Source organism: Bradyrhizobium sp. CAR08 (assembly GCF_052871955.1).
Genome location: NZ_JBIXJX010000023.1, coordinates 1 through 21,050, shown reverse-complemented (window position 1 = coordinate 21,050; position 21,050 = coordinate 1). Strand labels below are relative to the sequence as shown.

Annotated in this window: 20 protein-coding genes; 6 read left to right on the top strand and 14 right to left on the bottom strand. The window is 64.2% G+C overall.

Features of this window, described 5'->3' with window-relative positions; all coding sequences use genetic code 11:
- The first annotated feature begins 65 nt into the window (after positions 1-65).
- On the top strand, positions 66-536 hold the full coding sequence (locus tag ACIPUD_RS33665; protein WP_026232413.1) for a MarR family winged helix-turn-helix transcriptional regulator: 471 nt from the start codon (positions 66-68) through the stop codon (positions 534-536).
- Positions 537-569: 33 nt separating this feature from the next.
- Here ACIPUD_RS33665 and prfA read toward each other — a convergent pair whose 3' ends face one another.
- From prfA to ACIPUD_RS33650, 3 genes are all read right to left on the bottom strand, one after another.
- Positions 570-1,655: a peptide chain release factor 1 gene (prfA, locus tag ACIPUD_RS33660; protein ID WP_085348398.1), complete on the bottom strand. Its 1,086-nt coding sequence runs from the start codon at positions 1,653-1,655 to the stop codon at positions 570-572.
- Between the two features lie 56 nt (positions 1,656-1,711).
- The gene (gene ptsP / locus ACIPUD_RS33655; protein WP_026232414.1) at positions 1,712-3,979 is read right to left on the bottom strand and encodes a phosphoenolpyruvate--protein phosphotransferase; all 2,268 of its coding nucleotides are present in this window, start codon (positions 3,977-3,979) and stop codon (positions 1,712-1,714) included.
- A gap of 269 nt (positions 3,980-4,248) precedes the next feature.
- The gene (locus ACIPUD_RS33650; RefSeq protein WP_204512797.1) at positions 4,249-5,505 is read right to left on the bottom strand and encodes an aspartate kinase; all 1,257 of its coding nucleotides are present in this window, start codon (positions 5,503-5,505) and stop codon (positions 4,249-4,251) included.
- 150 nt (positions 5,506-5,655) lie between these two features.
- Here ACIPUD_RS33650 and ACIPUD_RS33645 point away from each other — a divergent pair, with 150 nt between their 5' ends.
- The 3 genes from ACIPUD_RS33645 (at position 5,656) to ACIPUD_RS33635 (ending at position 8,063) form a co-directional block, all read left to right on the top strand.
- Entirely contained in the window at positions 5,656-6,123 is a 468-nt protein-coding gene (locus tag ACIPUD_RS33645; RefSeq protein WP_018452897.1) for a PH domain-containing protein, read from the top strand.
- Between the two features lie 14 nt (positions 6,124-6,137).
- Positions 6,138-6,911, top strand: a complete 774-nt coding sequence (ubiG, locus tag ACIPUD_RS33640; protein WP_204512796.1) for a bifunctional 2-polyprenyl-6-hydroxyphenol methylase/3-demethylubiquinol 3-O-methyltransferase UbiG — start codon at positions 6,138-6,140, stop codon at positions 6,909-6,911.
- Positions 6,912-7,163: 252 nt separating this feature from the next.
- Positions 7,164-8,063, top strand: coding sequence for an EamA family transporter (locus ACIPUD_RS33635; RefSeq protein ID WP_018452899.1), 900 nt, complete (start codon positions 7,164-7,166; stop codon positions 8,061-8,063).
- On the opposite strand, the gene ACIPUD_RS33630 is transcribed toward ACIPUD_RS33635, so the two are convergent.
- The 5 genes from ACIPUD_RS33630 to ACIPUD_RS33610 form a co-directional block, all read right to left on the bottom strand.
- A complete protein-coding gene (locus tag ACIPUD_RS33630; RefSeq protein ID WP_446482359.1) occupies positions 8,060-8,545 on the bottom strand; it encodes a DUF1178 family protein in 486 nt (161 codons plus the stop codon). The genes ACIPUD_RS33635 and ACIPUD_RS33630 overlap by 4 nt on opposite strands.
- Positions 8,542-9,420, bottom strand: coding sequence for a carbon-nitrogen hydrolase family protein (locus tag ACIPUD_RS33625; protein ID WP_446482358.1), 879 nt, complete (start codon positions 9,418-9,420; stop codon positions 8,542-8,544). Before ACIPUD_RS33625 ends, ACIPUD_RS33630 begins: the two co-directional genes overlap by 4 nt.
- Positions 9,417-9,692 (bottom strand): glutaredoxin 3, encoded by a 276-nt coding sequence (gene grxC / locus ACIPUD_RS33620; RefSeq protein ID WP_085348370.1) that lies wholly within the window; start codon positions 9,690-9,692, stop codon positions 9,417-9,419. Before grxC ends, ACIPUD_RS33625 begins: the two co-directional genes overlap by 4 nt.
- 47 nt (positions 9,693-9,739) lie before the next feature.
- The gene (locus ACIPUD_RS33615; RefSeq protein WP_085357819.1) at positions 9,740-10,537 is read right to left on the bottom strand and encodes a ComF family protein; all 798 of its coding nucleotides are present in this window, start codon (positions 10,535-10,537) and stop codon (positions 9,740-9,742) included.
- A gap of 65 nt (positions 10,538-10,602) precedes the next feature.
- A complete protein-coding gene (locus tag ACIPUD_RS33610; RefSeq protein WP_007599187.1) occupies positions 10,603-10,917 on the bottom strand; it encodes an NIPSNAP family protein in 315 nt (104 codons plus the stop codon).
- Positions 10,918-11,032: 115 nt separating this feature from the next.
- On the opposite strand from ACIPUD_RS33610, the gene ACIPUD_RS33605 reads away from it, so the two are divergent.
- The gene (locus ACIPUD_RS33605) at positions 11,033-11,902 is read left to right on the top strand and encodes a methyltransferase domain-containing protein (protein ID WP_085357817.1); all 870 of its coding nucleotides are present in this window, start codon (positions 11,033-11,035) and stop codon (positions 11,900-11,902) included.
- 158 nt (positions 11,903-12,060) lie between these two features.
- Here ACIPUD_RS33605 and ACIPUD_RS33600 read toward each other — a convergent pair whose 3' ends face one another.
- The 6 genes from ACIPUD_RS33600 to ACIPUD_RS33575 form a co-directional block, all read right to left on the bottom strand.
- Complete coding sequence (locus ACIPUD_RS33600; protein ID WP_446482357.1) at positions 12,061-12,471, bottom strand: (deoxy)nucleoside triphosphate pyrophosphohydrolase; 411 nt, start codon at positions 12,469-12,471, stop codon at positions 12,061-12,063.
- Positions 12,472-12,527: 56 nt separating this feature from the next.
- Positions 12,528-13,070 carry a TadE/TadG family type IV pilus assembly protein gene (locus ACIPUD_RS33595; protein ID WP_245288361.1) on the bottom strand — a complete coding sequence of 181 codons (543 nt, stop codon included), beginning with the start codon at positions 13,068-13,070 and terminating at the stop codon, positions 12,528-12,530.
- Between the two features lie 5 nt (positions 13,071-13,075).
- The gene (locus tag ACIPUD_RS33590) at positions 13,076-13,636 is read right to left on the bottom strand and encodes a TadE/TadG family type IV pilus assembly protein (RefSeq protein WP_018452907.1); all 561 of its coding nucleotides are present in this window, start codon (positions 13,634-13,636) and stop codon (positions 13,076-13,078) included.
- Between the two features lie 11 nt (positions 13,637-13,647).
- Positions 13,648-15,210, bottom strand: a complete 1,563-nt coding sequence (locus ACIPUD_RS33585; RefSeq protein WP_245288362.1) for a TadE/TadG family type IV pilus assembly protein — start codon at positions 15,208-15,210, stop codon at positions 13,648-13,650.
- A 296-nt stretch (positions 15,211-15,506) separates the two neighbouring features.
- Positions 15,507-16,748 (bottom strand): bifunctional glutamate N-acetyltransferase/amino-acid acetyltransferase ArgJ, encoded by a 1,242-nt coding sequence (argJ, locus tag ACIPUD_RS33580; RefSeq protein ID WP_026232418.1) that lies wholly within the window; start codon positions 16,746-16,748, stop codon positions 15,507-15,509.
- Positions 16,749-16,850: 102 nt separating this feature from the next.
- The gene (locus ACIPUD_RS33575) at positions 16,851-17,783 is read right to left on the bottom strand and encodes a peptidylprolyl isomerase (RefSeq protein WP_018452911.1); all 933 of its coding nucleotides are present in this window, start codon (positions 17,781-17,783) and stop codon (positions 16,851-16,853) included.
- 361 nt (positions 17,784-18,144) lie between these two features.
- Here ACIPUD_RS33575 and secA point away from each other — a divergent pair, with 361 nt between their 5' ends.
- On the top strand, positions 18,145-20,985 hold the full coding sequence (gene secA, locus ACIPUD_RS33570; protein WP_085394759.1) for a preprotein translocase subunit SecA: 2,841 nt from the start codon (positions 18,145-18,147) through the stop codon (positions 20,983-20,985).
- Positions 20,986-21,050: the final 65 nt, after the last annotated feature.

Genomic DNA, 21,050 nt, shown 5'->3' with positions numbered 1-21,050 from the left:
GCCTTCCTTGCTAGTCTCGGTGAGGCCGCCCGTTGCACCGGCTGGCTCGACGTCGCAGGCAGGGAATGGCCCCATCGAAGCGGAAGACGACACGCCCGGCGCGTGCTGTGCCCACAAAGGGTGGCGCGATGCGCGAGGCCGACTACGGGGCGCTTGCGCAGTTTCGCTATCAGCTCCGAACCTTCCTGGCCTTCAGCGAAGCCGCGGCCCAGAGCGCCGGCTTGACGCCGCAGCAGCACCAGGCGCTGCTGGCGATCAAGGGATTGGCTGCCCCTGACGGCGCCAGCGTCGGCGACATCGCGCGCTTCCTGCTGATCCGGCACCACACCGCGGTGGAGCTGGTGGATCGCATGGCGAAACTGAAGCTGATTGGCCGGGAAGCCGACCCGGATGATGCGCGGCGCGTCCTGGTCAAGCTGACAGCGAAGGGCGAGCGGAAGCTGCGATCCCTCTCGCGCATCCATCTGGACGAGCTCAGCGCCGCCGCGCCCGGTTTGGGCAAGATCCTGCGAGCGTTTCGAGCCAAGAGACGCTGAGGACACGCTGAAGAAAGCGCGAAGCCGCGAGCTCTACGCCGCCGCGCCCTGAGCGGCGAGCTGCGCGGCCTGGTGCTCGGTGGTCAGCGCGTCGGTCAGTTCGCCCAGCGCTTCGCCCGCCATCACCTGCGGCAGCTTATAGAGCGTCAAATTGATGCGGTGATCGGTGACGCGTCCTTGCGGGAAATTATAAGTGCGGATGCGCTCGCTGCGGTCGCCGGAGCCGACCTTCTCCTTGCGCTCGGCCGAGCGCGCCGCGTCGAGGCGTTGCTGCTCGGCGTCGTAGATGCGCGAGCGCAGGATGTTCATGGCGGAAGCGCGATTCTTGTGCTGCGAGCGGCTATCCTGCATCATCACCACGATGCCGGTCGGGATGTGGGTGATGCGGATCGCTGATTCGGTCTTGTTGACGTGCTGGCCGCCGGCGCCTCCGGCGCGCATCGTCTCGATACGCAAATCATCGTTCCGGATCTCGACGTCGACCTCCTCCACCTCGGGCATCACGGCGACGGTGGCGGCAGATGTGTGGATGCGCCCCTGCGTCTCGGTGTCCGGCACGCGCTGCACCCGGTGCACGCCGGACTCGAACTTCAGCTTCGAGAACGCGCCGCGGCCCTGCACCTCGGCGATGATTTCCTTGTAGCCGCCGACGCTGCCTTCGCTGGCCGAGATCACCTCGACCTTCCAGCCCTGCAGGGCCGCGAAGCGCTCGTACATCCGGAACAGGTCGCCGGCAAACAGCGAAGCCTCGTCGCCGCCGGTGCCGGCGCGGATTTCGAGCACCACGTTGCGATCGTCCATGGCGTCCTTCGGCAGCAGCGCCACGCGGATCTTCTGGACCAACTCCTCGATCTTCGGCGTCAGCTCGCCGCGCTCGGCTTCCGCCATGGCGCGCATCTCGGCATCGGTCGCGGGATCGGCGATCAGCGCCTCGGTGTCGGCGAGCTCCTTGAGGGCCGAACGATAGGTCTTGACCGCTTCGATCAATGGCGTGAGCTCGGCGAGCTCACGCGTGATCTGCACATAGCGTTCGGAGGCGAGCTGACCGAGCGATTCGGCCTCGAGTGAGGCGTGATGCGCGAGCAGGACGTCCAGTTTGGCTTCGGGGAGTGACGACATCGGTTCGGTCTCAAATGCGGAAAAGGGCGAGGCGGCAGGAGGGGGCGACAGGCCCGCTACAAGGCCAGGCCTTCGGCCTCGGCAAATTCCGTCAGCTTCTGCCGGATCGAGACGCTGCCGGCGGGCGCGTCCAGCAACGGCCCGAGCATCGCCTCGGCCTTCTTGGCGTCGAGATCGAGCACCATGGCCTTGACCGGGCCGAGCGCGGTGGCCGAGAGCGACAGCGAGCGATAGCCCATCCCGATCAGCGCCAGCGCGCCGATCGGTTTCGACGCCATCTCGCCGCAGAGCGACAGCGATTTGTTCGCGGCTTGCGTCTTGCGTGCGATGTCGCGAAGCGCGCGCAGGATCGGCGCCGACATGGTGTCGAAGCGCTCCGAGACTTTCGCGTTGCCGCGGTCGACCGCGAACAGGAACTGGAACAGATCGTTGGAGCCGACCGAGATGAAGTCGACCTTCTTCAGGAGCTCGTCGAGCTGATAAAGCAGCGCCGGCACCTCGACCATGGTGCCGATGTCGATCCGCTCCGGCAGCGTGTGGCCGTGCTGGCGCAGATAGGTCAGTTCGCGTTCGACCAGCGCCTTCGCAGAATCGAATTCACCCACCTCCGAGATCATCGGGAACATGATGCGCAGCGCGCGGCCGCCGCCGGCGCGCAGCAGTGCGCGGATCTGCCCGCGCAACAGGCCGGGACGGTCGAGCCCGAGCCGGATCGCGCGCCATCCGAGCGCGGGGTTCTCCTCGATTACCGCCTCCATATAAGGCAGCGCCTTGTCGCCGCCGATGTCGAGGGTGCGGAAGGTGACGGGCTTGGTGCCGGCGGCATCCAGCACGGTGCGATAGAGCGCGAGCTGGTCGCTGGTGCGCGGCAGGCTCTGGCCGACCATGAATTGCAGCTCGGTGCGGAACAGGCCGATGCCGGCGCTGCCGGTGTCTTCGATGTGCGGCAAGTCGATCGCTAGACCCGCATTGATCATCAGCTCGACCTTCTGGCCGTCCTTGGTGACGCAGGGCCGGTCGCGCAGCGCCAGATACTGCGCCTGGCGGCGGGCCCGGAAGCGCACGCGCTCGGCGAAGGCCGCTTCGACCTCCTGCGATGGGCGCACATAGATCATGCCGGAGGTGCCGTCGACGATGACGGCGTCGCCGGGATCGGCGATACCAGGCGCGTTCGGGACTTCGCCGACCGCGGGAATGCCGAGCGCGCGCGCCACGATCGAGACGTGGGAATTGGCGGTGCCTTCCTCCAATATGATGCCGCGCAGGCGCTTGCGGTCATAGTCGAGCAGCGCCGCCGGGCCCATCGCGCGCGCGATGACGATGGCGTTGTCGGGCAATTGTTCGCGTGACGGCGCGTGATCCTGGCCGACCAGCTGTCGCATCAGGCGATAGCCGAGATCCTCGAGATCATGCAGCCGGTCGCGCAAATAGGGATCTGTCGAGCGCAGCATGCGCGCGCGGGTGTCGGATTGCACACGCTCGACGGCGGCTTCCGCCGTGAGGCCGGTGGCGACCGCCTCGTGCAGCTTGTGCGACCAGCCCTGGTCGTTGGCGAACATGCGGTAGGCTTCCAGCACCTCGCGATGCTCGCCGCCCTCGGCGACGTCGCCGCGCTCCAGCATGCGGTCGAGATCGGCGCGCAGCTTGGCGAGCGCGGTGTCGAGCCGCTTGATCTCCTTTGGCAGGTCCTCGGCGATGTAGTCCTTGATAACCACGCGCGGCTCGTGCAGCACGACATGGCCGAGTGCGATGCCTTCCGACAGGATGGCGCCGACCTTCTGCGCCGAATGGCGCGCCGCGGGCTCATGGCCTGGCTGGGCCAGCGCAGACAGCTCGCCGGAGGCGATCAGCTCCGCCAGCACCATCGCGGTGGTCTGAAGCGCCTCGAGCTCCTCCTCGACATAGTTGCGCTTGGCGCGATTCTGCACCACCAGCACGCCGAGCGTGTTGCCGGCGCGCAGGATCGGCACGCCGAGGAAGGAGTGGTAGATCTCTTCGCCGGTCTCCGGGCGGAACGAGAAGGCCGGATGGCTCTGCGCATCGCTCAGGTTGAGAGGCGTTGCCTCGCTCGCGACCAGGCCGACAAGGCCCTCATGGGCGCTGAGCACGGTGTGGTGCACCGCCTCGCGGTTGAGGCCTTCGGTGGCATAGAGCTCGAGCGTGTTGTCGACGCGCAGCACATAGACCGAGCACACCTCGGCCACCATGTTGGCGGCGATCAGCACCACGATCTTGTCCAGCCGCTCCTGGGCCGAGACCTGCTCCGCCATGGTTTCGCGGAGCCGTCTCAACAAGACGCGGGGACCTCCCGACGCGCTCCGCATGAACCGTCAATCTCCTCCGTCTGCCGGGGCCGAAAGGACCCGCGGCGGCTCGCCCAGAAATCCAGAAAAACAACAAATTTGCTCGTCCGGCGCCAGCCCCGGCGGTTGCCTGGGCCGAATCAGCACCGCCTCAACTGGGGCACAGTTTCTGGCAGCCCACCCAGTTCGCCGTATAGCGAATTGGGGCTTGTTTTGCCAAGCAAAACGCCTGCCAAACGCGAAAGTGTGGACACCTTCGCGTTTGCTGCGACCGCTAAGAGAAAATTAGCCTAAGCCTGATCGAGACCGTAGAGCGTGTGCAGGGTGCGCACCGCAAGCTCGGTATAGGCGGTGTCGATCAGAACCGAGAATTTGATCTCGGAGGTTGTAATGGCCCGGATGTTGATATTCCGTCCTGCGAGGGCCGAGAACGCCTGGGCGGCAACGCCGGCATGGCTGCGCATGCCGCTGCCGATCACCGAGATCTTGGCGACATCGGTAGCCGTGTCGAGCCGGGCATAATTGATCTGGCCCTTGGCCGCGGTAATCGTCTCCTTGGCCCTGGTGTAGTCGGCGGCCGGGACCGTGAAGGTGAGGTCGGTGGTCTTCCCGTCCTCGGAGACGTTCTGCACGATCATGTCGACGTTGATGTTGGCATTGGCGAGCGGGCCGAAGATCGACGCCGCCACGCCGGGCTTGTCCTCGATCTGGCGTACCGAGATCTGGGCCTCGTCCTTCGAAAAGGCGATGCCGGTGACGACGTGGCTTTCCATGATCTCCTCCTCGCTGCAGATCAGCGTGCCGGGCGGCTGGTTGGCATGCGGGTCGATATCCTCGGGCTTTTCGAAGCTCGAGCGGACGAAAATTGGCATGTTGTGGACCATGCCGAGTTCCACCGAGCGGACCTGGAGCACCTTGGCGCCCTGGGAGGCCAGCTCCAGCATGTCTTCAAATGCGATCTTGTCGAGCCGGCGCGCCTTCGGCACGATTCGCGGATCGGTGGTGTAGACACCGTCGACGTCGGTGTAGATGTCGCAGCGGTCCGCCTTCACGGCGGCGGCGATCGCCACGGCCGAGGTATCGGAGCCGCCGCGGCCGAGCGTGGTGATGCGGTTAGTCTCGGGGTTGATGCCCTGGAAGCCGGCGATCACGGCGACTTCCTTGCGCTCCCTGAAGCGCTTGATGATCTCGCTGCCGTCGATGCCCTCGATCCGGGCCGAAGCATGGGCGTCGCTGGTCGTGATCGGGATCTGCCAGCCCTGCCAGGAGCGGGCCTGGATACCCATGCCCTGAAGCACGATGGCAAGCAGGCCGGACGTCACCTGTTCGCCCGAGGCGACCACGGCGTCGTATTCGCGCGCGTCGTGCATCGGCGAGGCCTCGGTGCACCAGGCCACCAGCTCGTTGGTTTTACCGGACATCGCCGAGACGACCACGGCCACTTCATGGCCGGCGTCGACCTCACGCTTCACATGGCGTGCGACGTTGCGGATACGTTCGATGTTGGCGACGGACGTGCCGCCGAATTTCATCACGAGGCGGCTCATGACGACGCGTGCATTCCTTCATAAGGATCAGTATGGTGGCCCGCACTGGACGGGCCTCGCGGACACCGACCGCGCGTATACATAGCGGCGGGGCCGGGGGCAAGCGGGTTCCTGCGGGGCAGGGTGCGGGGTAGTGGGTTAACCGAGATCATGGCGCGCTATATCGACGAGATCCTGCAGCCTGGCGAGAAGGTGCTGTATTCGACCAATGCGCACTGGATCTTCTATTTTCCGGCGATCCTGGCCTGGATCGTGGCGCTGGTCCTGTTCGTCCTGTCCCGGCAAACCACCGTCGAGGGGCTCGTCATGCTCTGTCTGGTTGCGGCCGGCCTGGTCGCTCTGGCGGCGCTGTACTGGACTGTGAAGGGCTGGTTCCATCGCTTTACCACCGAGACCGACGTGACCAATTTGCGGGTCGTGCACAAGACCGGCTTCATCAAGCGCCGCACCTTCGAGATGGCGCTGGACAAGGTCGAGAGCGTCGATGTCGATCAGACCATTCTTGGACGAATTCTCAACTACGGCGACGTGACGATTCGCGGCGTCGGCGAGGGGATCGAGACGATCAAGACCATCGCCTCGCCGCTCGCCTTCCGTAGTTCGATCACCACGCGGTAGGACCGCGCGTAACCATGAGCATGCAGCAAGATACTCCCGTAACCGCAAGCACCTCGCCGGGCTCGACCGTCGATGCCGCCGAGATCGCGAAATTCTCAAAGCTCTCGGTCGAGTGGTGGGATCCCAACGGCAAGATGGCACCGCTGCACCGGATCAACCCGCTGCGGCTCGGCTATATCCGCGATGCCGCCTGCCGCAAGTTCGAGCGCAACGCGCGCAGCCTCAACTGCCTCGGCGGTCTGCGCGTGCTCGACATCGGCTGTGGCGCCGGCCTGCTCTGCGAGCCGTTGTCGCGCCTGGGTGCGCAGGTCATCGGCGTCGATCCGTCGGTCAGCAACATCGCGGCCGCCAAGCTGCATGCCGACAAGGCGCACCTCGCGATCGACTATCGCTGCACCACGGTTGAGGAGATCGACCCGCGCGAGCGCTTCGACATCGTTCTGGCGATGGAGGTGGTCGAGCACGTCGTCGACGTCGGCGTTTTCCTGAAGCGCTGCGCCGCGATGCTGAAGCCGAACGGCCTGATGGTGGTCTCGACGCTGAACAGGAACTGGAAGAGCTTTGCGCTTGCCATCGTCGGCGCTGAATATGTCCTGCGCTGGCTGCCGCGCGGCACCCACGAGTGGAACAAATTCGTCACCCCCGACGAGCTGACGAAATACCTGCTCGACAACCGCCTGGTCATCACCGAGCAGACCGGCGTCGTCTACAGCCCCTTCGCCGACAAATGGACCCTCTCGTCAGACATGGACGTGAACTACATGGTGGTGGCGGAAGGCATGGTGTGAGGCGTTGCCGCTTCCAAACATTCGGCGTCGTCCTGGCGAAAGCCAGGGTTTAGTTAGGCGAAAACTGATAATTACGAGTCTTCGCCAAACCACTCCCTGGGGTAATGGGTCCTGGATCTGCGCTTCGCTTGTCCAGGACGACACCGAATTCGTCAGGCAAGCATCGCACCCATGACATCCGCGTGATTGACCTGCTTGAGCGCGAGCGGCACGTTGACTCAACGTCCTCTCGCTCCCAGCGCAGTCCCACCCATGTTGACCATCGCCAGCCTCTGGATTCCCTTCACCGTCATTGCCGCGCTCGGCCAGGTCGCGCGCAATGCGATGCAGCGGTCGCTGACGAAGCCGCTGGGGACCTGGGGCGCAACCAATATCCGCTTCCTGTTCGGCTTTCCGTTCTCGCTGCTTTTCCTGGCGGTGGTGCTGGTCGCCACCGGCGATCATCTCGATATGCCGCCCGGTGTGTTCTGGCCGTGGCTCCTGCTCGGCGCGCTCAGCCAGATCGTCGCGACCGGCCTGATGCTGCTCGCCATGAACGACCGCTCCTTCGTGGTGACGACGGCCTATTTGAAAACCGAGGCGATCCAGACCGCCATCTTCGGCTTCGTCTTCCTCGGCGATCATCTGACATGGCTGAAGGTGCTTGCGATCGTGATCGCGACAATCGGCGTCGTCATCACCGCGCTGCGGCCCGGCGGCGAGAAGAGCTTTGCCGAATTGAAGCCGACCATCACCGGCCTCGTCGCGGCCGCGGCCTTCGCGCTCTCTGCGGTCGGCTTCCGCGGCGCCATCATCAACGTGCCTGATGTCTCGTTCGTGACTGCGGCATCGTTCACGCTGGTGCTCGGCCTGTTCGTGCAGACGCTGATCCTGACGGTCTATCTGCTCTGGCGGGCGCCAAAAGTGCTTCAGTCGATCCTGAGGCTTTGGAAGCCATCGCTGCTCGCCGGCTTCATGGGCGCCTTCGCCTCGCAGTTCTGGTTCCTAGCGTTCGCGCTGACGGCCGCCGCCAATGTCCGCACCCTCGCTTTGATCGAGGTGCTGTTCGCGCAAGGCGTGGCGTACTATTCGTTCAAGCAGCCGATCGCGCCGCGCGAGATTATTGGCATCGTGCTGATCGTGGTCGGCGTGGCGGTGTTGGTGGGAGTCTAATTCCGATCTTCCGGCAGCGTCGGCAGCGGCGACACCTCGATGCCTTCGTCGATCAGCGACTTGGCCTCGTCGGGCGAGGCCTCGCCATAGATCGGACGGTGCTCCTTGTCGCCGTAATGCATCGCGCGGGCTTCGGTGGCGAATCGCTCGCCGACATTGTCGGCGTTCTTCACGATGTGATCGCGCAGCTCCTTGAGCTTGGCGCGCAGCTCGCGCTCCTGCGCCATCAACAGCGAGGTCGGTGCGGATTGCGCATCCTGAGGCGCGGTCGCCGTGGCGGTGGGCTCAGGCGGCGGCGTGGCGCGTCCGCGGCCCTTCTTGCCGACGATGCGCGGCGCCATGATCGCCTTGTCGACCTTGGCCGAGCCGCAGATCGGACAGGTCACGAGCTTGCGCTTCACCTGCTGGTCGTACGCGGCCGAGCTCTGGAACCAACTCTCGAAGTCGTGGCTCCGGTCGCAGCGGAGCGCGTAGCGGATCATGCCGATCCCCGCACCAGGTGCAGATGATCCGGCCCCGCCTTGGGGTCGGCGACGCCGAAGCGGCGGCCGTGCTGGAGTGAGGGGATCGCGCGGCGCGCGGTCTCGACCTTGGCCGGATCGATTTTTGCCATGATGATGCCGGGCTCGACATCGCCTTCGGCGAGGATCTCGCCCCAGGGATCGATGATCAGCGAATGGCCATAAGTCTCGCGCTTGTTCTCGTGCAGGCCTGCCTGTGCCGCGGCGAAGATGAAGCAACCGGTCTCGATCGCGCGCGCACGCAACAGCACGTGCCAATGCGCCTCGCCGGTCTTGCGGGTAAAGGCCGAGGGCACCGTGATGAAGTACGCGCCGCTTTCGGCCAGCGCGCGGTAGAGCGCGGGGAAGCGCACGTCATAACAGATCGTCAGGCCGACGCGGCCCCAGGGCAGGTCGGAGATCACGGCCGTCTCGCCCGGCTGGTAATTGGCGGATTCGCGATAGCTCTCGCCGTCAGGCAGCTCGATATCGAACATGTGGATCTTGTCGTAGCTCGCGAGCACATTGCCCTCGGGCCCGATCAGGAACGAGCGGTTGACCGCTTTCTCGTCCGAAAAGCGCAGCGCCAGCGAGCCGACATGGATGTGGATCTTCAGTTCCGCCGCGAGCGCCCGGTACGCCCTCAGCGAGCTGTCATCGTCTTGGCTCTGGAGGTGCTCGAACAGGGCCTTGCGGTTGAGCTGCATCATGTTGCTGACTTCGGGCGTCTGCACGTAGTCGGCGCCATTGGCTGCAGCCTGGCGGATCAGCCTGGTGGCCTGCGCGAGGCTGGGCTCGGGCATCAGGCCGGTGCGCATCTGCACCATCGCCGCCGTGAAAGTCCTGTTGTCGGTCATGACTCCGCCTTGACGCTCTCGAGCATGGCGTCGAGCTTGCCTTCGCGATCGAGCGCGTAGAGCTCGTCGCAGCCGCCGACATGGTTCCCGCCGATCCAGATCTGCGGGAAGGTCGAGCCCTCGCCGGCGCGATCGTACATCTCTTGGCGCCAGGACGGGTTCTTGGCGATATCGAACTCCGTGAACGTCGCCTTCTTGCGGGTCAGCAGCGACTTGGCGGCGGAACAATAGCCGCAGCCCGGCCTCGTGTAGATCTCGACAGCAGCGGTCATCTTGTCTGGCGCTCTCATGTCATGAATTCATTGAATTATATGGGACTTCACCGGCTCTCGACAACCCGGGCAAACACCAGCACGTCCACTTGCGCCGCTTTGGCCCGGAGCAGGGCCCGCGCACAGGCATCCAGCGTCGCGCCCGACGTCAGGACGTCGTCGATGAGGACAATGCGCCGACCCTGGACGTCCGCCTGGCGGTCGGGGGATACCTGGAATGCGCCCTGCACATTGGTGGCGCGCTGGGCCCGCGACAGGCCGATCTGCTGCTCGGTCGCGCGTACCCGGCGCAGCACCTCAGCCTTCGCCTTCACTCCGCTCTGCCGCTCGATGATCCGCGCCAGCGCCCCGGACTGGTTGTAGCGGCGGCGCCACGCCCTTCGCCAATGCAGGGGAACGGGCACCAGCATGTCGGCTTCGGCGAGCAGTTCGCCGCCCGCGCGCGCCATCCAGCGGCCCATGGCGGGCGCCAAATCCGTCCGGTCCTGGTATTTCAGCGCATGCACCAGGGTGCGCGCGACGTCGTCATAACGCACCGCGGCGCGCGCCCGCTGGTAGGCCGGCGGGCTCGCGATCGCCTCCATCGACAGCATGTCGGGCCCGGGATCGTACACAAAGGGAATGCCGAGCCGCGGGCAGTAGGGCCGTTCGATGAACGACAGCCGCGCCCAGCACGCCGCGCACACGCCCTCGCCGTCGACCGGCTCGCGGCAGGACACGCACAGTGTCGGCAGCGCAACGTCGAGCGCAAGCCTTGGCAGATGCGCCATCACACTGCGGCAGGCCTGAAGCGCGCCGCGCAAATGGCTGGAAATGGAGCGTGGTGGTGATGCCTCGGCGTCCATTGGGCAAGGCTAGCGCCGTCCTGCGCCACGCTCAAGTCAATGGGCTGTTCTCGTCCGCGCCCGGCCTACGGCTCTTTCGGCAGCACGGGCCGGAAAAACGATCGCTCATAACGGCGAAAGCAGCGCGTTTGCCTTGCGAACTCGATCGCTTTCTGGACGTCCGGATCTTCGGCGCTGTCCTTCCGATATTGTTCGTACGCCGCGAAGCTCGGGAAGCTGAACATCGCGAGGGCGACGTCGCTGGCGCCTTCCGATGGCAGGAAGTACCCGTGGTGGATGCCGCCGAATCTTGGCACTAGTTCCAGCCACATCCTGCCATAGGCTTCGAATTCGGCGAGCTTGTCCGGGGGGATCTCGTATCGCAGATAACAGGTGATCATCGTTTGACGCTCCGGCGCCGCGGGCCTGGTGCGGATTGCTAGTTTGGAACACGGGGCCGGTGTCGGCTCCATGAGGCAAGGCTAGCGCCGCGCGCAGTGGATTGCCAGAACCAGCATGATCGGCGTAACCAGCGGCATGGCTCAAGACCCGCAAACCCCGCCCGCTTTGTTCGATCGTGCCTTGCTGCGCGCGCGACAGCGCCGCGCGCAGGCGCAAGGTGCCGCGAGCTTCCTGCTGGATCGGGTCGCCGAGGACATCTCCGACCGGCTGGCCGCGGTGATGCGAGAGTTTCACACAGCGGCCGATCTCTGGACGCCCGGCGAGGGTCTCGCGGTGCTGCGCGCGCGACTGCCCTCGATCGAGCGCATTGAGCTCGATGCGTCGGGTGCGGAGAAGCTGCCCTTTGTACCGGAGAGCCTCGATCTCGTGGTCTCGGCGCTGGCGCTGCAATTCGCCAACGATCTGCCGGGTGTGCTCGCGCAGATCCGTCGCGCGCTGAGGCCGGACGGGCTGCTGCTGGCGGCGATGATCGGCGGCGACAGCCTGACCGAGCTGCGCCAGGCCTTTGCCGCCGCGGAGGCCGAATGCGAGGGCGGCGTATCGCCGCGAGTCGCACCGTTCGCCGATCTGCGCGACGTTGGCGCGCTGTTGCAGCGGGCGGGGTTTGCGCTGCCGGTCACCGATGTCGACCGCGTCGTGGTGCGCTACGCCAACGCGTTCGCGCTGATGCAGGATATCAGGCGCATGGGCGCCGCCAATGTGCTGATCGAGCGGCGACGCACGCCGAGCCGGCGATCGACGCTGCTGCGGATGGCTGAAATCTACGCGGAACGCTTTGCCGACGCCGACGGCCGCATCCGTGCGACATTCGACATCATCTGGCTTTCCGGCTGGGCGCCGCATGCGAGCCAGCAGCAGCCGCTCAAGCCTGGATCAGCGAAGGCGAGCCTGGCGGAAGCGGTGAAGAAGGCCGGAGGGACGTAAGCTCTCTCCGCCGTCATGGCCGGCATGCCGTCCGAAGGACGGCGTCGCTTCCGCTCGCCTATGTCCCGGCCATCCACGCCTCTCGGTTCAGCACGAAGATCGTGGATGCCCGGGACAAGCCCGGGCATGACGCCGAGAGTGTGGTGCCCGCTTCGAATTCACATCAACAAATCAATCAAATGCGGGATCAGCGGAATGTCCGCGGGCGGCATGGGATAGTCGCGCAGCTTGTTGGCGCGAACCCAGGCCAGGGCCTGGCCTTCGCGCGGCGTGACCTGTCCCTCCCAGCGCCGGCAAATGAAGAGCGGCATCAGGAGGTGGAAGGTCTCGTAGCCGTAGCTCGCGAACGTCAGCGGCGCCAGACAGGGTTCGGCGACGGTGATGCCGAGCTCCTCGTGGAGTTCGCGGATCAGGCTCTGTTCCGGCCGCTCGCCGGGCTCGCACTTGCCGCCGGGAAATTCCCAAAGGCCGGCCAGCGTCTTGCCCTCGGGGCGCTGCGCGATCAGGACGCGCTTGTCGGCGTCGACGAGGGCGCACGCAACGACAAGGATCAGCTTGAGATCGGCCATGCCGCTTTCATTAGCCGCAATCGCCGTGCGGTTCTACCGGCTCGGCCGGCGATATTTCAGCTGCATGGATACTGTACGGCGGAGGAAACGCGTGGAAACAGGTAATAGTTCTCGCCGATCGGGATAGTCCCGGTGATCGCATAGCCAAGGTTGGGCGTGTATTGATACGTCACCTCGCCGAGTATCAACGATGTGTTGGAAGGTGAGGGCGTGCCGAGGGCCGCTGGCAAAATCACCTGCTGAGCTACTGGCCGCGCGGTGCCGTTGAGTGCTTTGCTCCAGGTCACCGTCGCTTTGCCGCTGGCGTCCGTGGATACTTCCGACACGACTACCGTCGTATTCGCTGAGGCATAGGGAGCGATCGTCACCGCCGATGCTCCAAGCATGGTGCTTAGCGATGCATCGGTGACGCACGCGTTTCGTGACACCAGGTCCGCGACCGTGTGGGCGGTTTCGCTGACCTTGACGCTGATGGCGAGCCCGTTCCCGAGTTCGACGCCGCCCACATAGAGCAGCAGCATGAACGGCACCACAATCGCGAATTCCACCGCGGCCACCGCGCGCGTGTCGGCCCACAAGTTTCGCACGTAATGAAGCATCCGGCTCATGAGTTGACAAAGGCCTCGTTCATGAAAGCCGTGGATGACATGATCAGGCGTTTGCCATTCGACTGGTTCGCCAGATTGAAGCCGAGCGGACCTAGGAAAACCGGCCATTGATACATCACCCGCACGACGACGATGTCGCCCTGATTGCCGGGGTTGAATTTCCAGACGTTCGTCACGTTGCCGCTGCCGTCAAACGTCAGGGCTGGCGCGCCAGTGTTCGCCGAAGACCATGATCCGGCTACTTGGACGTCGATCATCATCTTGCTGCAGTCGAACAAGATCACAACGTTGGAGCAGACTGCAGTGGCAAACTGGGCTTGGGTCATGCTCGCGGCCTGCGCCTGCCCCGTCAGGATCGCCCGGCTCGATTGGTTCACCACTTGCTCCAGGAGCTGCTGGGCAAAGAAAACAAGGAAGGTCTGGATGATTCCGAGCAACAAAGCGATGAATGCCGGACCGATCAGCGCGAACTCGACCGCGGTTGCGCCGTTCCGGTCGGCAAGGAACGCGCGCCAGCGGCGGCGTTTGGTTGTGGGCACGGCGTGCGCGGCGGTCATGACTGCTTTCTCTACTGGGTCAGGCGCGGATCGGACGCGACCTTCAGGAACAGGCTCTGGAGCGCGGACGTAATGTCGTCGTCGGTCGCCACCTTTTTGTACAAATCGGGCGACGAGGCGCAGGCTTGCAGATTTGTCTCGATCTGGCTGGTCGAGCCGGTGGACGTGCTGTTGAAGGGGTAGATCCATGAATCGTACCAGCCGTTGGATGTATGTAGCGCCGAGTCGTCGTATTCGGTGTAGATCACCGCGATACGGATCTTCCTGTTCTTGATGGTGGTGCAGATCGCGGGGTCGAGCGGTTGCTGGCAGCGCTTACCAGTGAGTTTCTTATTGCAGGAGTTCGTGTACGGGTCGGTCGTGATGTTCACGTCCTCAAGGCCGTCGGTAACGAGGAAGACGACTTCCTGTGGCGTATCGTTGGCGACATTGGTGCCGTTCCCCGGAGTCGGCATGATCTTGTTGAGAGCGCTTAATCCGCCCGCAATGCTGGTGTCGGCGTCGCTATTATTGTTCGACGATGTCAGCCAGTTGTTCTTGTAGACCGGCAGGACCTGAATGTTGTCGGCCTTGCTCTGGATGGTCGCTACCGTGTAGCTGGTCGTTGTGGCAGGCGTCGTGGGAGTTCGCACCACCCCAGGTTTTCCGGAAGGTGCGAAGACCGCCGAACTGCTGCCGCTTGTCGGAGAATTGTTTAGAGCAGTATCGAAGGTATAGATCGCAACCCCATACGTATTTCTGTTGATGCTCGATATCTGATAGGCCGTATTCATCAGCGATTTGACCGCTTGCGTTACCCGATCGATCCGTAACGTGAGGCCAAGATTGCGAGCAAGTTGGTAGTTATCAATCCCGCCTGGATTGCCCAGATTGTCCGCGGCAGGATTAGTCTGGTGGCATGCGAATCCGCATCCTTTCGTCCCGGTCGATGAATCGACCTGCTTTTGCGTGTTCGCGATCAGCGTTTTGATGTCGCTCGAGGTCGCGCCGATCGCCATGGAAGGCGAGGCGTCCAGCAAGAGATAGAAATCGATGTTGGGCGCGCCCTGGTTGCGTGTCGCTGCCTGGCCTGCGAACGGCCAACTCACCTGCTTGAGCACGCTCGGGAAGGCGTTGTTTGCGGCCGCAGTGTAGCAAACCTGGACGTTGCGAACGACTTGGTTGTTTGAGTTGACAGGGTCAGCAAAGACAGAGTCCAGGCCGGGGCAGGGAGCGTAGGTACAGTAGCCCGTTGTGGAGTCGGGTTTGCTGCAATTGACGGTGACCGTGAGAGTTGGCGGTGCGGCCAGGTTGTTGTTGCTGACCAGGCCATTCGCGGTAATGTTGAAAACGTTCTTCGCTGTGGTTTGGGCGACCTGCGGGCTCTTCTGCATCATCGTCGAGGTGACGGCGGCGACGGCGGCAGCATCGACGGCAGAGTCGAGATCAACCTTCATGTGCTGCGTATGCGTATAGTCCAGCGCCATCCCGAGCAGAAAGATTGTCGGAACCATCACAATTGCAAACATCACGGCGACGTTGGCCTTGCGATTTCTGGCAAAACGATACAACCAAGCCCGAAGCATGATCTTCATCCTAATCGCCGTGGGTCCCGGCAGAGGCAATTTCTCTGGCCGATCGGGGATCGAGGACCGGGAGCGCAACCGGGCGGCCTCTGACGACCTCTCGGCAGAGCGGAACTTTGAAGATGGGCTGTTAAGTAAAGCTTACGCCGATGTCGCGAACATGGGTGGCCGAAAATCCGACGCTGCCGGATCGAGCGGCATCATTAACGAAAGCTAAAGGCAGCCAGGAAATTGAAGCGAGCTCCTCGCCCGGCTGCATGCTGGACCTCGTTCTCCGGTGGAGAACCAAGAGAGGGACATCAGATTCACGACCTGTAATCCCCGTTGATCGCGACATACTCCTTGGTGAGGTCGCAGGTCAGCACGCGGTCGCGGCCCTTGCCGAGGCCGAGCGAGACCTTGATCGCGATCTCCGGCGCCTTCATCGCTTCCGACACCTGCGCCTCGTCATAGGACGGATCGCGCGCGCCGCTCCTGGCGACGCGGATGCCGTTGAACGAGATCGAGAGCTTGTCGCGGTCCGCCGGCTCGCCGGCCTTGCCGACCGCCATCACCACGCGGCCCCAATTGGCGTCCTCGCCGGCGATCGCGGTCTTCACCAGCGGCGAGTTCGCGATCGACATCGCGATCTTGCGCGCCGAGGCCTTGGTCTTGGCACCCTCGACGGTGATCTCGACCAGCTTGCGGGCGCCTTCGCCGTCGCGGGCCACCTGCTCGGAAAGATTGGCGAGCACCTGGTTGAAGGCCTTGACGAAGGCTTTCAGGCGCGGGTCGGTGGCGCGACTGATCTTCGGCGCGCCGTGTTCCGCAGCAGCACCGGTGGCAAAGGCCAGCAGCGTGTCCGAGGTCGAGGTGTCGCCGTCGATCGTGACCGCGTTGAAGGTGTCCTCGACGCCGCTTTTGAGCAGCGCCTGCAGCGCGGCAGGCGCGATCGGTGCGTCGGTGAAGATGAAGGACAGCATCGTCGCCATATCGGGCGCGATCATGCCGGCACCCTTGGCCATGCCGTTGATGGTGACCTTGGCTTTGCCGAGCTTCACGGTCGCGGTCGCGACCTTCGGGAAGGTGTCGGTGGTCATGATCGCCTTGGCGGCGGCGAGATAATCGCCGGCCTCGGCGGTTTCCGCGAGCCTCCCGAGCACGCCGTCGAACTTGGTCGCATCCAGCGGCTCGCCGATCACGCCGGTCGAGGCCAGGAAGATCTCACCCTCGGTGCATCCGACGGCCTTGGCCGCGATCTTCGCGGTCAGTGCCGTGGAGCTGCGGCCGGTCTTGCCGGTGAAGGCATTGGCGTTGCCGGAATTGACCACCAACGCGCGGGCCTTGCCGCCTTTCAGCTTGGCGCGGCACCATTCCACCGGCGCGGAGGGACATTTCGACTTGGTGAAGACGCCTGCGACCGCGGTGCCCTTGTCCATCACCGCCAGCAGCACGTCGGTGCGGTTCTTGTAGCGAATGCCGGCTTCGGCCGTCGCGAGACGGACCCCCGCGATCACGGGCATGTCGGGAACGTGTTTCGGGGCGAGGGGGGAAACGGAGGAGGACATCGGGGCGCCTTGGTGGGATCTGGACATGCAGATGCCCGGCGCGGGGGCCGGGCATCACAAAGGCTTAGATACTCTTCACGTCACCGAAGTGACAGCGAATTCTTACTTCTTCGCCGGGGGCGCCATCTTGCTGTCGGACGGCTTGGCGTCAGCCGGCTTGGCCGCATCGGCCGGCTTGGCGTCCTTTGCCGCATCCGCCGGCTGGTCCAGCCGCTCGACCTTGGCTTCCGCGCGCAGCTTGGCGACGTAATCGGCCTGGGCCTTGCGGGTGACATACTGCTCGATCTGCGCCTTGACCTGCTCGAAGTCCGGCGCCTTGCGGCTGCGCTTTTCCTCGACCTTGATGACGTGCCAGCCGAACTGCGACTTCACGGGGTCGGAGATCTTGCCCGGCTCGAGCGCGAAGGCGACCGCCGAGAATTCCGGCACCATCTGCTCCTTGGTGAAGAAGCCGAGGTCGCCGCCGTCGGCCGAGCCCGGATCCTTGGACTTCTTCTTGGCGAGTTCGGCGAAATCGGCGCCCTTGTCGAGTTCGGCCTTCACCGCCTTGGCCTCGTCCTCGGTCTCGACCAAGATGTGGCGGGCGTGCACTTCCTGCTCCCCGGTGATCTGCTTGGAGGCCTCCTCATAGACCTTCTTCATGGCATCCGGGGTGGTGGCGGCCTTGCCCTCGCCGGCGAGCAGGCTGTCCATCAGCAGGCGGTTGCGGGCAAACGCGAGCCGCTTCTTGAACTCCTCGCCCTCGGCGAGCTTCTTGTCTTCGGCGGCCTTGCCGACGATCTTCATGTCGATCAGGAAGGACAGGACGTTCTCGTCCTTGGTCGCCGGGTCCATCTGGGCGAGGCTCGGCCCGAGTTCCTCTTCGGCCATGGCGACGTCGCTCTTCTTGATTTCCGCGCCATTGACCTTCGCCAGCACCGGATCGTCGGCAGCCCGGCCGGGACCCGCGATCAGCGCCAGCGCAAGGCAGCCCACGAGGGCGGTGGCGAGGCCGAAGCGCAGGCCGGTTCTGGTTACCGGGAACGAGGTGGTCATGGAAAATCCTTTTGTTGAAGCAGGGGGCTGCTCGAGCGGGGCGGACACTCGCCCAATTCAGGGGGCCTTGGCAACGCGAAAAGTCTGTCAAAATGATGAATTAGCCGCAATGCACCCGCCGTTGACAAGGCCCTGACCGGGCCATATCTCTGCCCGGTCGCGTCCATGCGATGGCGTTTATTTTGCTGCGTTTTTGGCCGTTGAACCCAGACTTGCCCAACTCCCACCCATATGGCGGATGGACCCCCCGCAGACGGGGCTCTGGCGCCTAGCAGGCGTCACGGTGAGTTGATAGGCAGGCGGGTGACAACCTCTTGGCTGCAACGCGAACGCGGTTGAATCGCGAACACAGGAACTAAGCATGATCGGCGCGCTCGCCCGCAAGTTTTTCGGCTCCGCCAACGACCGGCGGGTGAAGGGATATCAGTCCCGCGTCAACGCGATCAACGCGCTGGAGCCCGAGGTCTCGAAACTCTCCGACGAGGCCCTCAAGGCCCGCACCGTCGAGTTCAGGAAGCAGCTCGCCGAGGGCAAGACCCTTGACGACCTGCTGGTCCCCGCTTTCGCCACGGTCCGTGAAGCCGCCAAGCGGACGCTCGGCCAGCGCCATTTCGATGTCCAGCTGATCGGCGGCATGGTGCTGCACGAGGGCGACATCGCCGAGATGAAGACCGGCGAAGGCAAGACCCTGGTCGCAACGCTCGCGGTCTACCTCAACGCGCTCGCTGGCAAGGGCGTCCACGTCGTCACGGTCAACGACTACCTCGCCCGCCGCGACTCCGCCTGGATGGGCCAGATCTACGGCTTCCTCGGCCTGACCACCGGCGTGATCGTGCACGGCCTCGACGATTCCGAGCGCAAGATGGCCTATGCCTGCGACATCACCTACGGCACCAACAACGAATACGGCTTCGACTATCTGCGCGACAACATGAAGTACCGGCTCGAGGACATGGTCCAGCGGCCGCACTTCTACGCGATCGTCGACGAAGTCGACTCCATCCTGATCGACGAAGCGCGCACGCCGCTGATCATCTCCGGCCCGCTCGACGACCGCTCCGACTTCTACAACACCATCGACGGCTTCCTGCCCAAGCTCGACAAGTCCGACTACGACGTCGACGAGAAGCAGCGCACGGTGACGCTGACCGAAGCCGGCATGGAGAAGATCGAGACGCTGCTGCGCGATGCCGGCCAGCTCAAGGGTGAATCGCTCTACGACGTCGAGAACGTTTCCGTCGTGCACCACATCAATCAGGCGCTGCGCGCCCACACGCTGTTCACGCGCGACAAGGACTACATCGTCCGCGACGACGAGGTCGTCATCATCGACGAGTTCACCGGTCGCATGATGCAGGGCCGCCGCTATTCGGAAGGCCTGCATCAGGCCCTGGAAGCCAAGGAGCACGTGCAGGTCCAGCCGGAAAACCAGACGCTGGCCTCGATCACCTTCCAGAACTATTTCCGGATGTACGAAAAGCTCGCGGGCATGACCGGCACGGCGCTGACCGAAGCCGACGAATTGTTCGACATCTACAAGCTCGAGGTCGTGGAGATCCCGACCAATTTGCCGGTCGCCCGTCTCGACGAAGACGACGAGGTCTATCGCACCCAGAACGAGAAATACGCCGCGATTCTGGCCGAGATCGAGCGCGCCAATGCGCGGCTGCAGCCGGTGCTGGTCGGCACCGCCTCGATCGAAAAATCGGAAGTGATCGCCGAATATCTCAAGAAGCACGGCTATCGGCAGATCGATTTCGGTAACGAAAATTCGATGCAGAAGCTGTACGCGGCGGCCCGCGCCGGCAAACCGGCAAAGCTGTTCGCGGTGCTCAACGCGCGCTTCCACGAGCAGGAAGCCTACATCGTCGCGGAAGCCGGCGTCCCCGGCGCGATCACGATCGCGACCAACATGGCCGGCCGCGGCACCGACATCAAGCTCGGCGGCTCGCTGGAAATGCGCATCCAGCAGGAGGCCGCTTCGATCGAGGACGAAGCCGAGAAGGCCTTGAAGATCGAGCAGATCAAGGCCGACATCGAGCACTTCCGCGACATCGTGCTGAAGGCCGAGGAAGAGGTCGAGATCGAGCCCGCGAAGGGCTCGAAGCCCGCCAAGACCGTGAAGAAGCCCGGCGGCCTCTACATCATGGGCTCCGAGCGCCACGAATCCCGCCGCATCGACAACCAGCTCCGCGGCCGCTCCGGCCGTCAGGGCGATCCCGGCCGCTCGAAATTCTTCCTGTCGCTGGAAGACGATCTGATGCGCATCTTCGGCTCGGATCGCCTCGACAGCATGTTGCAGCGTCTCGGCCTGCAGGAGGGCGAGGCCATCATCCATCCCTGGATCAACAAGGCGCTCGAAAAGGCGCAGCAGAAGGTCGAGGCGCGCAACTTCGATATCCGCAAGAATTTGCTCAAGTTCGACAACGTCCAGAACGACCAGCGCAAGGTGATCTTCGACCAGCGCGTCGACCTGATGAAGGACGACAGCGTCGCCGAGACCGTCGCCGACATGCGCCACGCCTTCATCGACGACCTCGTCGCCAAGCACGTGCCCGAGCATGCCTATGCCGAGCAGTGGGACGTCGCGGGCCTGAAGGAAGAGCTCAAGCGCGTGCTCGATCTCGACCTGCCGGTCGAGGACTGGGCCAAGGAAGAGGGCATCGCCGACGAGGAGCTGCTCACGCGCATCGAGACCCGCGCCGACGAGCACATGGCCGCAAAGGTCGCGCAATGGGGTCCCGACGTGATGCGTTACGTCGAGAAGACCATCCTGCTGCAGACGCTCGACCATCTCTGGCGCGAGCATCTGATCATGCTCGACCATCTGCGCCAGGTCATCGGCCTGCGCGGCTACGGCCAGCGCGATCCGCTGCAGGAGTACAAGACCGAGGCGTTCAACCTCTTCCAGGAGATGAGCGCGCATCTGCGCGAGGCCGTCACGGCGCAGCTGATGCGGGTCGAGATCGTGCCGCCGGAGCAGGAAGCCCCGGTGCTGCCGCCGATGGAAGCGCACAAGTTCGACCCGAACACCGGCGAGGACGAAATGGCGCTCGCGAGCGTCACGCTCGGAGCGCAGGCCACCGACGCGGCGTTGCGCGATCCCAAGAACCCGGCAAGCTGGGGCAAGATCGGCCGCAACGAGGATTGCCCCTGCGGCTCAGGCAAGAAGTACAAGCACTGCCACGGGCGGTACGCTTAGCGAGGCAAATCAATGGGTTAGACGGGCGAATCACCCGCTGTAAATTTTCAGCCGTCTAACTCTTG

What these genes read in the sequence shown, in the direction of transcription:
- ACIPUD_RS33625 (WP_446482358.1), bottom strand. Translation starts at nt 9,420, where the DNA reads ATGACCGACAACAGGACTTTCACGGCGGCGATGGTGCAGATGCGCACC.
- argJ (WP_026232418.1), bottom strand. Translation starts at nt 16,748, where the DNA reads ATGTCCTCCTCCGTTTCCCCCCTCGCCCCGAAACACGTTCCCGACATG.
- ACIPUD_RS33600 (WP_446482357.1), bottom strand. Translation starts at nt 12,471, where the DNA reads ATGGCCGATCTCAAGCTGATCCTTGTCGTTGCGTGCGCCCTCGTCGAC.
- ubiG (WP_204512796.1), top strand. Translation starts at nt 6,138, where the DNA reads ATGAGCATGCAGCAAGATACTCCCGTAACCGCAAGCACCTCGCCGGGC.
- ACIPUD_RS33605 (WP_085357817.1), top strand. Translation starts at nt 11,033, where the DNA reads ATGATCGGCGTAACCAGCGGCATGGCTCAAGACCCGCAAACCCCGCCC.
- ptsP (WP_026232414.1), bottom strand. Translation starts at nt 3,979, where the DNA reads ATGCGGAGCGCGTCGGGAGGTCCCCGCGTCTTGTTGAGACGGCTCCGC.
- ACIPUD_RS33615 (WP_085357819.1), bottom strand. Translation starts at nt 10,537, where the DNA reads ATGGACGCCGAGGCATCACCACCACGCTCCATTTCCAGCCATTTGCGC.
- ACIPUD_RS33650 (WP_204512797.1), bottom strand. Translation starts at nt 5,505, where the DNA reads ATGAGCCGCCTCGTGATGAAATTCGGCGGCACGTCCGTCGCCAACATC.
- ACIPUD_RS33610 (WP_007599187.1), bottom strand. Translation starts at nt 10,917, where the DNA reads ATGATCACCTGTTATCTGCGATACGAGATCCCCCCGGACAAGCTCGCC.
- ACIPUD_RS33630 (WP_446482359.1), bottom strand. Translation starts at nt 8,545, where the DNA reads ATGATCCGCTACGCGCTCCGCTGCGACCGGAGCCACGACTTCGAGAGT.
- ACIPUD_RS33585 (WP_245288362.1), bottom strand. Translation starts at nt 15,210, where the DNA reads ATGAAGATCATGCTTCGGGCTTGGTTGTATCGTTTTGCCAGAAATCGC.
- ACIPUD_RS33595 (WP_245288361.1), bottom strand. Translation starts at nt 13,070, where the DNA reads ATGCTTCATTACGTGCGAAACTTGTGGGCCGACACGCGCGCGGTGGCC.
- secA (WP_085394759.1), top strand. Translation starts at nt 18,145, where the DNA reads ATGATCGGCGCGCTCGCCCGCAAGTTTTTCGGCTCCGCCAACGACCGG.
- grxC (WP_085348370.1), bottom strand. Translation starts at nt 9,692, where the DNA reads ATGACCGCTGCTGTCGAGATCTACACGAGGCCGGGCTGCGGCTATTGT.
- ACIPUD_RS33575 (WP_018452911.1), bottom strand. Translation starts at nt 17,783, where the DNA reads ATGACCACCTCGTTCCCGGTAACCAGAACCGGCCTGCGCTTCGGCCTC.
- prfA (WP_085348398.1), bottom strand. Translation starts at nt 1,655, where the DNA reads ATGTCGTCACTCCCCGAAGCCAAACTGGACGTCCTGCTCGCGCATCAC.
- ACIPUD_RS33590 (WP_018452907.1), bottom strand. Translation starts at nt 13,636, where the DNA reads ATGACCGCCGCGCACGCCGTGCCCACAACCAAACGCCGCCGCTGGCGC.
- ACIPUD_RS33665 (WP_026232413.1), top strand. Translation starts at nt 66, where the DNA reads ATGGCCCCATCGAAGCGGAAGACGACACGCCCGGCGCGTGCTGTGCCC.
- ACIPUD_RS33635 (WP_018452899.1), top strand. Translation starts at nt 7,164, where the DNA reads ATGTTGACCATCGCCAGCCTCTGGATTCCCTTCACCGTCATTGCCGCG.
- ACIPUD_RS33645 (WP_018452897.1), top strand. Translation starts at nt 5,656, where the DNA reads ATGGCGCGCTATATCGACGAGATCCTGCAGCCTGGCGAGAAGGTGCTG.